Raw genomic sequence first — 11779 nt, 5'->3', positions numbered from 1 at the left:
CTTACACCACCTTCATTTTCAGAGACATCGTATGGGCACCGCCGGACAAGCTATGCGAACACTCATCGATCAGATAAGGCTTCAGCCCTTCACCTGGAAGGTTCACGTAAATCGTATATCCAGCCCGAACCCGTGCATCCCCGATTGCATCAATGCTCAGGGTCTGCTCCTCCCGGTTCTTCAGAGCAAGCAGATTGCTCGCCAGCTGATTCAGTTGGGCGGGGTTCATGTTCTCATCGGCAACTTCGTAGAGCTGAAGCAGCCCCCATTTGGCAATGGACTGCCCATCCTTGTGAATGTACACGTCTCGCTTGCCAGTCTCCTTATTGTCGCGGACCACCTTAATCCGGTTATACGTTTCGTTATCAATGCTTGTCTTATACGAGAAATCCGTCATCAGACTTTCTTCCCCAACCGCAAAGTTCAGCCGCATTTCGTTGATGTTCTTCAAGGTAAGGGCACCAAAATGGTCATAAAACATATAATATTGCTTTGTCGCCATCAGCGTTGCATCAAGCGCCTTGCTGATCATATCGATCAGCTTCGTATCCGCCTCAAGCAACGCTGGTATCGTATGACCGGTATTCGCCAGCTGCCCTACCTTCAATTGATAATCCTTGGCGATTTTGCGGATGATGTCTTCGACCCTCGTATTGGTGAACCGGTACGTATCTTTATTAGAAAGATAACGGAGCTGGTCATAAGCCAGCAGTTTCATCTGGCCGTCCGCCCCCCATTCCTTGGAGAACACATAACCGTAGAACAAATCCTGTCCATCCTTCCGGAACCGCACGATATCTCCGTTGTTAACTGCGAACGTTGTGCTCTGTGCCAAGCCGTCATTCACAATGGTAAAGTCGAGGCTTGCAGGCTTCGCCTGGCGGGCTGTCTTCCAGGTTATGTCCGTTACAATCTGCCCGATATCCCAGACGTTTCCGTTTTTGTTATCCACCATGAACTCGATCATCAGGATAGGCCTCCTCGTTATGGAATTCGGAGCACTCGTCCGATGGCCAGCTTGCGGACTTCATGGTCCTTGATTCCATTCAGCTTCTGGATTTCCGTATGGCGTGAGCCGCTGCCCAGCAGCTTTTGCGCAATGCTCCAGAGTGTGTCGCCTTTGACAACCGTATAGGTAGCAGGCTTTTGGCGATCATCTGGGCGGCTGTTCGTTTTGGCGGCTGCGGGCTGGGCATTCTTGACTGGCACTACCTTCTTCGCTCCATAAAATCTATAACGCTTAAGCGTGATTGAGAACTCCACATCCTCCGGCGAGCCGGACATCGTATTCCAATCAAAGCTCTCGATGGACGCCGCCATGTTGAGGGCGAAGGTCTTCGTTCCGTCCGCCTGTGTACCGCCCGCTGCCTGGGCCGGATCAGGAACAAGGCCGGTCACAACCAACCGCACGGGCCTACGCGTCTCCATCCAGCCTTTAATCGTATTGATGTAATCGATCGGAGGCAGCAGCTCATCCGTATGGACAAAAGGGTACATGCGACCGGGAAAAAAGCTTTTAAACGAAATTTCCGTCAGCTTTGGATACAGGATCGTATTGATCTCGCCCAGACCGACAATCGTATACCCCTTCCCGTTTCCGCCTTCCTTCACTTCAATCCGCTCCGGATTGACAGGAAAACGAAAAACCTCCTCCTGATTGTTAAAGCTCAGAAACAACCCATACTCACTCATGCTACAGATACACCCCTTCCGCACTGGAGACAAATTCTTCTTCCAGCGTCCGGTTAATTCTGGAGATAATCGTATCCAGATCGGCACCGGAGTTAATATCGCCTGTTGTCATTTGAACTGTCGGCGTCAGTGTAATCATATTGCTGATCGCTTGAATCTCAGCCAAGTCTCGCATCACCTTCAGATCCTCGCTCGCCACGTCCACCGTTTTGTTCACTTTGTCGACCGTATCAATGCTGCCTCCCATAGGCGCTACCGGCATCGGCGTCGTTGGCATGGACGGCATGGAAGGAGAGGGAGATGGTGCGGAATAGGCGACATCTAGCCCTGTAGTGCCCATATTATGCTGATTGAGAATATCTTCGAAATCGTTCCCCACATCAGGGATGAATTGCTGCTTGAAATTGTCCATTGAGAAATTCTCAATAAAGTCCTGTCCCTTATCTCTAAAATCGGTAAAATCCGCCCTGTACTCGATCTCGGCAATCTCCTTGGTGTCCACGCCCAGAATACGGCCAAAGAAGCCGGCTACCGCATTAACTCCCTTAATAATTCCGTTAATGAGACCGATGACGGCGTTCACTGTGCTCTGCGCGAGATCCACGATGAATCCGAAGACGTTGCTGAATACCTGCTTGAGACCTTGAGTTACTATACTCCAGACACCAAAAGCGGAAATAGCGGCTGTAATTAAGCTAATTAGAAGCATAATTGGATTTGCTTTAATAACCATATTCAAAATCCTCATAGCAGCAGCGGCAAGCCTTGTTGCATTTGCTACAATGTTCGTATAAACGGCTACTAACGCTTGTGCTGCAGCATAGCCAAATGCAGCAATCCTCCCAAAAATGAAGCCAGCATTTAATGTTGCTATTAACACTCCAACAAAAGTTAACACAGGCAACAAACCAAAGAAGATGCTAATCAGATTCCAGATCACCGTACCCACGCCTAGAATTGCGCCTTTAACAAACTCCCACGCTGGCGGAACCAATTGGGCAACCCATAGGAATAACTCAGAGATAAACATCAGCCCAATAGATAAAGCATCAATAAAAGGCTGAAAGGTCCCGTTCTCAAAAGCCTCATTCAGCATCTGCAGGATCGGAGTCAGCGCCGCAAGTGCTCCGGTTCCGATCTGAATGAATGAGTTATTCACATTGCCAAGCAGCGTCTGCCATTGATTGACTGGTGAATCCAGCATGGTGTTCAACCCTTCCTGGGTCATGCCTGCCCGATTCAACAGCTCATCCATCGAGGCCAGGAAGGACTCAAAATTGCCTTTAGCATCGACAATCTCGCTGTTGAATTGTGCAATTTCTCCTGCCGGGATGTGAAATTCCTTTGCCAACGAATCGGTGTTCCCTCGCATAGCATTCATAATGGCTGCAGCGGCATCGGCCGAGCTTTTCCCTCCCGGCGACAGTGTGCTGAGCCTTGCTGCAAAATTGTTCAGCTCCGCAATCTGATCAGAGTTTTGCGTCATGGACATAAAGGATAACGAATTCTTTAAAGATTGGGTCACATCTGCGCCTGTTTTCAACGCCTCCCGTTTAACCTGATCGAACATAGCTGAACTTACTTCGACATCACCGATATGAATGTTAAACAACTCTCGGAACTCATTTTCCTTAGCTGCTGGCACAACGGTCATGGTAGCCGGTCCTACAATCATTCTGTTGGCGTAATCTTCAAATTTCTTGTACATGGCTTGAGATTTCGCTAAAGAACCTAGTAGATTGATCATCCCTTCACCCCCTTTTGCATCAAAATCATCTCGGCTTCCGAACTCGCTCCCGCTTCTCCTTCTCCACCCGCAGTGCAATCATGGCATAGATGGCGGCCCGTTCCCGGACCGACATCGCCATGAGCTGGTGTGGAAGAATGTGCAGCTCGTGGAGGGCGTAGTAAGCGAAATTCGCTTCACCATCGCCCTCTTTAATCAGTTTTTTACTTCATCAACCAATTCGTTGATGTCACGGTCGAATCCGTTCAGTGCTTGCACACGCTCACCCAGTGCAGCAAATTCGCCGGGGAGGAGCATTTTTCGAAGCAGAGCTTCTGCACCCAGCACGCCGTAGGATTTTTGCAGCTCGCTGTTCTTCAGATCCGGATAGATCACACTGGCCACCATCAGCTTGGACATGTACTCATTCGCGTCAATTTCAGGAGTGAACACGCCGTTCTTGCCTTTGATTTTACGGGTGGCTGCTTTGCGGCATTCCTGGTTCTCCTCCTCCGTAATGCTGCGGAGCTTCCATGGTACAGGATGACCTTCGGCATCCTTAAAACGAACAGAGACCACGAATTCCTCCGTGATCTCCGCAGTCGAATGTTCTGCAAAAAACATACTAAAATCGCTCATTGTTGATCCTCCTCTTTATTACTCAGATAATTAAGCCAGCGGACTAAACGGTGTCTCCATCCGCACATTCTCAAACGTAAAGGCCACTTCTTCCTCCAGCGCCTCCGCTTCAGTGTCGAGAGACGCCATAATCACACTGTCCAGGTTAACCCCTTCCAAAATCACCGTTTGGCGTCCGGCATCCGAGCCCGGATCCTCGTTGCGTACTTCAATCATGAAATAAGCATCCTTGCCGGTCTGCATATATTCCAGCATCAATTCACGGAAAAGGGATGTCACATAATAGATGGTCATCGTACCGGTGCCCTTCCATCCGATCGCTTTATGCTGAACGCCGCGATGGCCCATCGTTTTGAGCTCGGCCTTCTCTTTTTCCACCGTAGCCTCCAGTGTTTTAATGTAGAACATTTCTTCCATGCGATCGCCAATCTTGATGAATGCCTTGCCTTCTTGTCCGGAAATGGTGTCACTTGCGCGCAAAAATGCCATCTTAGACCACCTTCACTTTCATGTATACTTTTTCAATTGCATCGACAGGCTGAACCTGAATATCCACGAACAGCACATCGCCTTTCGTACCAGGCGTCACCACAATATCCTCATTCGCATCAAAATTCTGAATTGCCCCGATATTCTGGAGCGATGCAAAATAGGCTGCACACTCCGCCCAAAACAGGGTACGGCCATCCACATTGTTGTCTACTTTGCCGATGTAGGACTGCTCGAAGATCAGCTTCAGATCATTGGCGATGCCATCCAGGACACGGACGACACGGTTTTTGGAAAAATGGCGCGCCTTGGCCGGCTCAAACGACGTAAAGCTGTTAATATCCTGCTCCACGATCGCTTTGCTGCCGCTGAAGCTGAACAGAAACTCACCGTTGGTGAGCGCGGCCTCAATCTCGGAATGACTCAGTCGAACATCGGTATCCACCGCTTCGTCATAAGCGGTATAGGTGAGGGACTCATTCACGTTAGCTGCAGCCGTCGCCCCTGCTACCCAGGCAACTGCTTGAACCTTGTCCACCACGGTGCCATTAGCCAGAACCACACCATTCTTCACACTGATGATGCCTTCATAATCCGCCGCCGGGTAATCAGCCAGCACAGCTTGCACCTTCTTGCCCTCCTGCTCGCGAAGGCGTTTGATGAATGCGGTATACAGCGATTTCAGTGTTGGATCCGCAGACAGAAGCCCGACGGTCTGGAAGTTATGCACCTCAAGCGCTGCCAGGAAATCAACATGATCCTGGTTCGTGACTGTACCGTTCGCACCACCTGATAGTGCAAAACCAGCAGTAGCTGCCAGATCATCTGCATCTGGAGCAAAGGTCACATAAAGATTCGGCTTCAGCTCCTGTGCATCGGATACCAGTTGTTTGTCTACCGATCTACCACTCAGCAGTGTGCTGACCTCGAATTTGCCCGGCTCATCCACCGAGTCTTCAATAACAATCTGAATGTCATTTCCCCGCTCACCGCCATAGCGGGCGGTAACGTTAAGTCCGGCTGCTGCACCCGATGCCTTCACGCCGCTGTTCAACCGGTACAGCAGCAGTGTGCCTGCGCGCTTAAGGGCTTCTTTTACAGACAGCAGCTCCGGTGCAGTGATGTCATAACCCAGTACCTCAACCAGATTGGTTCCCGGGGTAACGGTTAGAATGCGATGCGGGTCGCCCCATGGAAGCGACAAGCCGAGTGCTGCGATCCCTCGCTCTCCGACGCGCCCTAGCGGCTGCTCCTGGGATGAGATTTGTGTGTATACGCCTGGTCTGATTTTGTTAGGTGTTGTCCAAATTCCTCCGGCCATGTTACATGACCTCCTTTTTCAAAAATGTGGTTAGCAGTTCAACTGCTTGTTCTTTCGTGTATTGCTTGTCTTCTTGCAGGATCGCCTTCAGCACATCCTTCTCTTGATTCAAGAACTGCTTGGACTCCATCAGCTGATGTTTGCTGAATGCGGGTGCGGCGTTTTGTGTCTTCTTGCTCATTTCAAATGGCCTCCTTGTTGTAAAATTTGCATCTTCACACCTTCTTCTGTTTGTTCGTTTAACAGTTGAAGAACGTATTCGGTGCGAAAATATCCTTCCCGCTCCGTGCCTCCCTCTCCCTCCGGCCTCTCCCAGGCAACGGATACCGCCCGGCATGGTCGGCCATCCACTGCCAGCACGGTGAGTGCCTCCAGCATCTCGTCCATGATCTCAGCCGCGGACTGACCCACCGCAGGCACATAGCCGATGTGGAAACGAAAACGAGCCGCATATCGTCGCTGCGATACGGGCTCGATTTCGGCTAGCGTTAGCTCGGTATGGAAGTAGGGTGGTTCTGATATAGGAACGGCATCCTTCCTGAATATAAGGGGGATGCCGGGGAATGAACTGTTTAGTCGGAATGCCAGGGCATCCGTGATGTATTGTGTGGGCATGGCAGGCTCCTTTCATTAACTAATCATGTACCAACCAGTTAATCTAAAGTCGCTTCGATTAAATTCTGGGCGACCCGTATAGAATGTTGATTGAATTGAAAATCCGTAATCAGTTAAATTAACTGTGAAATTATACCTACTAGACATATCAGAAAACTCATAGCTTCTGTTTGAAGTAATTTCAAGAAAGTAAGGAACATAAATTCCCTCTGACCCATCGCTATAACTTGATACAAATACACTGAATAATAAAAGAATTTTAGATGGTCTAAAGTCAACCCTGTTAAAGACAAGCGGTGCTCTTCCAGCATTCCCTCTTAATGAGTAGTTTTCGCTACCATTCACTACCTTTTTTTCGGTAGTCAATGGAACTAGCGTCCCTTGAACTCCGAAGATACTGTAACCAGATCTAATATTACTGGGGACAAATGCAGGGTCCCCTATAATTATTGATCCATAACCTCTGCTATTCTTACCTTGTTCATAAAACCCAGTGGAGGGTTCTACAACTAAGTTCCCTACTCCATCACCCTTCGCACTTATAGCTGACTTGTATTCTTCTCTCAACACAGAACGGGAATAGTTAGGCATCCCCCCCGTCAATCCATTTCCGCTCGCATTGCTAAATGTCTTTCCAGCAAGAACATCACCCGGAGTCGCATTCCCCGTCGCCCTAATAACCCCAGCCATTTTCGCCACCAGCTGCGCCCAGGTTTCACTCGTGGATGCCGCTACTCCGATGGAGTTGAGCGCGGCAACCACATTCGCTTTCTGCTCAACTCCAAGCTGCTTTCCCGCGAGCGCCTCGTCATACGCCGCCTTGACAGCCTTCTCGGTTGCGGCCACATCCTCCCGCGTACCGTTCGTGGCATTCGATAACTGCACGATCCCTTTCTCCGTTAGGGATGCATTCGGAATGTCCACATCGACATTCTCCAGTTCCTCTCGTACCTGCCCCACTGCTTCATCGATCTTGTCCCAGTTATCATTCAGCATCGTCTCAATGTTAAAGGTCTCGTTGCCATCGGCAAGCGGGTCTTTCTTCAACAGTCCTAAATTGGGTGTGTGTTCAGCCAATTTCAGGCACCTCCTGCAAATTTGTTTAGTTGTATTTGTCCAAGCTCATCGAGTGTCATGGCACCGTGAACCTCGCGAATAAGCAAGTATTTGAACGCATACTCCACCAACATATGAGCCGGCTTGATCTCCTCGAGCGCTGCCTTCAAATCCTCCAGGTTGGGAGGGATACCAAGCGTGTCCACAAAACGAACGGTGAAGCTCCACTCCTCCGGTTGGAAGGTGACATCGACGGTGCCGCCATCATAAGCCTCGGCCACACTCTTCACAAGGCGTCCCGAGAAGTTCCCTGCTCCGCGGAGCTTTGACTCGATCACGGCCCGGCGCTGCCCTATGGGCTTCGATCGGTCTGTCGGAATACCGAGCTCGGCTTCCCAGCGGTCTAGTCCCCAAGTCGCTGTACGGACAAAGAACTGATCAGCAGCAGCATTCAGTGCCTCATACAGCGCATCCAGTTCGCTTCCTTTCGCATCCATATCCGAACGCATCACCCGGGAGGCTTCGTAATAGGAGGGAAGATAAGATAACAGCTCACGTCCCCGCAAGCTGTTCATATTCGGCCTATTCACTTACGCTCACCGTCCCCAGAACCGCCACCTGACCGGAGCCAATCTCGATGTTTTGCTGCTCGGCGCTTCCGTTGATGACTAGTTCCGAATAGTCCACAATAATCGGAATATCCAGCAGAACAGAAGCAATTCGCGTATACCGAACGAGCGGATCCTTTCGGTTAAAGGCGATCTGCTGCAGATAGGCACGCACGCCATCCTCGATCAACGTTCGGATTTCCTCCAGCGTAGACGGCTGCTCCTGGGTGCGCTGCACCTTGACCGAGATATGGATCTCAATCTCCTCAGCCGGCATTACCGTAACGACCGGGCCTGCCGGAGCCATGCCCTCTCCCTGCCCATCCTGGGTAGGATCAATATGCTGCTGCACTGCTTCCACAATCTCCGGGCTGGCTGCGCGTTTGTCCGTATCGATCAGATACAACCCGACGGTTCCCGGACCCTGCCATAAAGGAACAACCTCAACACCGCCAACGCCGGCAATTTCATTCGCCCATTGCATATACTGGGACTTATTCCCGCTGGTTCCCTGACTGCGAACCTTCGCATAGAATCGCTCCAGCAAGGACTGGTCCGTCTCCGTGTCTGCACCGCTGCGCGTTGGCTCTGGATTGGTCACTGACATAACGCCACCGATGGAAGACATCATCAGCTGAATGACATCGGCGGGTACATTGCCTTGCTTCCCGGGCACAACAGCCCGAATAGGTGCAGTTCCTGTGCCCGAATCCGAGAGTGTTACGGCAGCTGTCGTTACATACTCCACCGAGGACTCACCGGAGACTTCATCTGCAGGTGTAGCCACCGTGGTGCCGGCGGGGATTACGGTTCCCGGTCTGCCCGTAAACAAGACTGTGCCTGAGGAAGCCACAGCCGCACGTCTTGTAACTCCGTGCTCAGCTGCTCTCAGGTCCAGCTCTGGAGAACGGATATCGGCCACATCACTCGCCGCCGTGCTGGCGAAACCGCGCCGCAGCAGCTCCTGCGCCCATAAGGCCGCTTCGGACAGCATAAATGCCACCGGCGCCTGCGCATCCCAAATAAAAGAACCTTCGGATTTGTCGATATCCGAAGGCACCTTCGCTAACATGCGATTCATAATGTTCTCTTCTGTCTGTTCCTGCAAATACATCGGCACATCGGCCATCAGGTCATCACCACACTTTCAATCAATTCCGTTTCATCCCGAACACTCGTAATCCGGCAGCTGAATCGGCAGGCCTCGCCTTCCCATTCAAACTGGAACTGGTCCACACTCTCCGTCCGCGCATCCGCCATCAATGCTTCGGTCACCATCCGCCGAATTTCGCTTTCCAGCAGCGGGCGCCCATGCCCCTTGCCGATCAGGTCCTCAAGCTCGCTGCCATAGTCTCGAGAATAAATGAGATGACGGTAGCGCGGAGTGCGAATCGTTTTCTCACACCAGGTCACCCATGCTTCCTTCTCATCCGAGACAGCCAATTTCCGGGTAGGGGTCATCACGAACTCACCCGCTTCATAATCAAACCGCCAGCTTCGCCCAAATACAGCCCCGCGATCTTCGTTCGTGTCAAGCTCACCCGCATCTTCCCAGATCATATCTTCCGTTTCTGGAAACAGATTAGCCATGTGCACTCACCACCTTACACACCACCACGACATCATTGCCGCCGTTGACACGGACTGCCAGCACACGGTCACCAGGTTGTAGTCCTTGATTCAGCTTCAGTAGGGTATCCTCCAGCTCCGCTTCCTCCAATTCCAGAGAGACTGCTGACTGTCCACCCTCCCAGCTCATGGCTCCTTCTACGGTTCGGCGGGAGAGCGATAACAGACCCGGAAGCTCAGCCACCATATACTCCTGCAGTTCATGCTTGAAATCATCCAGCTTAATTCCCGTCGAGGTTATCGTGCCAAGTACGGCTCCTACCCCGCTGAGCGCTTGACGGGTTTGCTTATGGAAAGAAGAGAACAGGGAAGACGCCAATTGTCCATAGGGGTCTTTATTCAAGATAAAACCTCCTTTTCACATCGTCATAAGTCCCAAGCTCCAGCGTCATGCTTCCAGGATTGCCAAGCTCCCGGCTAACCGAAATAACAAGCAGCTTCATCGTACCAAGCTGAACCGCATCTCCTGCACGTATTGTATTGATGTCCGGGGCGTTTACGGTGATCGTCTCCTGGACTCCCCGAAGCTTGCTTCGAGCCAGCTCACGGGCTGCCGCTGGAGATTTCGCTTCATCATCCTGAATGATGGCTTGCAGCTGTCCATACTTGGCAACGTCCTTCTCCTCAATGGCCATGACCTTCGAAGGAACTTCCTTCCCGCTCTCGCTGGCCGATGTCGCCAGCACCTTCACCTTGGTAGCCGCTCCCTCCAGCGTCCGCCGCTGGGTCGTGTCCGTTAAAGTCTCCAGGACATACACTTCACGATTCGTCCCAAGTTCATACAGCTCCAGTCCCACAGGGAGCATGCGCGGATGATATAGCTTGCCGCCAGCCTTGGCCGTTTCCCGCAAATCAGCGAACATGCTGGCATAAATCGACTGCGTCCGGTAAACGGAGCGGCCAAGCTGCTTTTCGGTATCGGGCAAGTGTGCAATCTTGATATTCCAGTCGGCGGCATACCTTTTAAACCGCTGTGTTGCGGTCTGTTTCGCCGGAAACAAATATTCCTCCTCAGACTTATCCAGATATACAGTTCGGTCATAAAGAGTCAGTGTCATCTTCTTCACACCATTGTTCGCGGTTTCGACTTCCCACACGACGGCTGGATGCAGCAAGGGAACATAATCCTTCATTCCATAAGGAATGCCGCTGATCCGAATCGCCATACCTGGCGAGAGCGGCGGCAAGTCCGGTGTCACCACAAGGTTCACCGTGCCTTGATAAGCTACCTGTTCCAACGAATCCCTTAAACTAATAGACTCCACTAAAGGCGATAAATCATACTTATCTTGCAAAATCACTTTATAGCTCATGGCAGCACCAGCTTCTGACCGGGTCTAATGGCATTCGGATTGTTGCCGATCACCTGCCGGTTGAGCTTGTAGATCTGGCTCCATTTCGAGCTGTCCCCGAGCTCCAGCTTGGCTATTTTGGAGAGAGAGTCCCCCTGTTTGACCGTGTATGACTTGTTCTTCTCCTTCAGATCGACCCGAGGGTTTTTATTGATTCCCGTAGCACTGTCGGTTCTCGCTACTTTCATCTCGCGCCACGTCCTAAGAGTCAGGTCAAAATATACATCCCCGTTCTCCCCGCCGCGAAACGTTGTCTGGTGAGAGGCCACAAACACCGGCACATTGACAGCCGTCTCCGTAATGATAAATTGAAGCGGCGTTTGGGATACCAGAAACTGATTGAGCATATTCATGGCTGTTTGCGGTTTCGGATGTGTATCCTTGCTGCCTTTACAGTACGAATCATCGAACGCTTTCGGGAAAAAAGAAGAGAAGGAAATTTCTTTGATTTTGTCTCCCTGCGGGAAATCAAACTCACCAAAGGTTAGAACCGTCGCGGTTTCATACCCCTTTTGGCGCGAGATCGTCACTTCCTCGGGATTGACCGGGAATAGAAACTCCTTCCCTTTGCCGCTTTTCAACACAAATTCCATCGCCGGCCCCTCCTTTCCGTTTAAAATACGGTAAAGCTCTAGAAGTTTTAATATTTCCA

General features: G+C 51.1%; 15 protein-coding genes. All 15 read right to left on the bottom strand.

The features are described from left to right. Position 1 precedes the first annotated feature (1 nt). A complete protein-coding gene (locus MKX64_RS14855; protein WP_095398141.1) occupies positions 2-967 on the bottom strand; it encodes an XkdQ/YqbQ family protein in 966 nt (321 codons plus the stop codon). Between the two features lie 17 nt (positions 968-984). Continuing rightward, positions 985-1692: a LysM peptidoglycan-binding domain-containing protein gene (locus MKX64_RS14850; protein WP_095264727.1), complete on the bottom strand. Its 708-nt coding sequence runs from the start codon at positions 1690-1692 to the stop codon at positions 985-987. Between the two features lies 1 nt (position 1693). After that, on the bottom strand, positions 1694-3439 hold the full coding sequence (locus tag MKX64_RS14845; RefSeq protein WP_341036425.1) for a hypothetical protein: 1746 nt from the start codon (positions 3437-3439) through the stop codon (positions 1694-1696). A 195-nt stretch (positions 3440-3634) separates the two neighbouring features. Beyond that, complete coding sequence (locus tag MKX64_RS14840; RefSeq protein WP_095264726.1) at positions 3635-4057, bottom strand: phage tail assembly chaperone; 423 nt, start codon at positions 4055-4057, stop codon at positions 3635-3637. Positions 4058-4087: 30 nt separating this feature from the next. Further along, positions 4088-4546, bottom strand: a complete 459-nt coding sequence (locus tag MKX64_RS14835; RefSeq protein ID WP_095264725.1) for a phage tail tube protein — start codon at positions 4544-4546, stop codon at positions 4088-4090. A gap of 1 nt (position 4547) precedes the next feature. After that, the gene (locus MKX64_RS14830) at positions 4548-5867 is read right to left on the bottom strand and encodes a phage tail sheath family protein (RefSeq protein ID WP_341036423.1); all 1320 of its coding nucleotides are present in this window, start codon (positions 5865-5867) and stop codon (positions 4548-4550) included. Between the two features lies 1 nt (position 5868). Further along, positions 5869-6048, bottom strand: coding sequence for a hypothetical protein (locus MKX64_RS14825; RefSeq protein WP_341036421.1), 180 nt, complete (start codon positions 6046-6048; stop codon positions 5869-5871). Continuing rightward, the gene (locus MKX64_RS14820) at positions 6045-6482 is read right to left on the bottom strand and encodes a phage tail terminator family protein (RefSeq protein ID WP_341036419.1); all 438 of its coding nucleotides are present in this window, start codon (positions 6480-6482) and stop codon (positions 6045-6047) included. Before MKX64_RS14820 ends, MKX64_RS14825 begins: the two co-directional genes overlap by 4 nt. A 15-nt stretch (positions 6483-6497) precedes the next feature. Further along, positions 6498-7559, bottom strand: coding sequence for a tail fiber protein (locus tag MKX64_RS14815; protein ID WP_230875689.1), 1062 nt, complete (start codon positions 7557-7559; stop codon positions 6498-6500). A gap of 2 nt (positions 7560-7561) precedes the next feature. Beyond that, positions 7562-8113: a YmfQ family protein gene (locus MKX64_RS14810; RefSeq protein ID WP_341037755.1), complete on the bottom strand. Its 552-nt coding sequence runs from the start codon at positions 8111-8113 to the stop codon at positions 7562-7564. 7 nt (positions 8114-8120) lie between these two features. Next, complete coding sequence (locus MKX64_RS14805) at positions 8121-9275, bottom strand: baseplate J/gp47 family protein (RefSeq protein ID WP_095398147.1); 1155 nt, start codon at positions 9273-9275, stop codon at positions 8121-8123. Next, on the bottom strand, positions 9275-9736 hold the full coding sequence (locus MKX64_RS14800; RefSeq protein ID WP_095398148.1) for a DUF2634 domain-containing protein: 462 nt from the start codon (positions 9734-9736) through the stop codon (positions 9275-9277). The genes MKX64_RS14805 and MKX64_RS14800 overlap by 1 nt, the downstream gene beginning before the upstream one ends. After that, the gene (locus MKX64_RS14795; protein ID WP_095398149.1) at positions 9729-10118 is read right to left on the bottom strand and encodes a hypothetical protein; all 390 of its coding nucleotides are present in this window, start codon (positions 10116-10118) and stop codon (positions 9729-9731) included. Before MKX64_RS14795 ends, MKX64_RS14800 begins: the two co-directional genes overlap by 8 nt. Beyond that, a complete protein-coding gene (locus tag MKX64_RS14790; protein WP_341036415.1) occupies positions 10111-11088 on the bottom strand; it encodes an XkdQ/YqbQ family protein in 978 nt (325 codons plus the stop codon). The genes MKX64_RS14795 and MKX64_RS14790 overlap by 8 nt, the downstream gene beginning before the upstream one ends. Next, on the bottom strand, positions 11085-11720 hold the full coding sequence (locus MKX64_RS14785) for a LysM peptidoglycan-binding domain-containing protein (protein WP_095398151.1): 636 nt from the start codon (positions 11718-11720) through the stop codon (positions 11085-11087). The genes MKX64_RS14790 and MKX64_RS14785 overlap by 4 nt, the downstream gene beginning before the upstream one ends. Positions 11721-11779: the final 59 nt, after the last annotated feature.

The sequence above is a fragment of the Paenibacillus sp. FSL M8-0334 genome, from assembly GCF_038000405.1.
Classification (GTDB): domain Bacteria; phylum Bacillota; class Bacilli; order Paenibacillales; family Paenibacillaceae; genus Paenibacillus_AQ; species Paenibacillus_AQ campinasensis.
The sequence above is the reverse complement of the archived record's forward strand: the minus strand, read 5'-3'. Positions and strand labels throughout refer to the sequence as shown.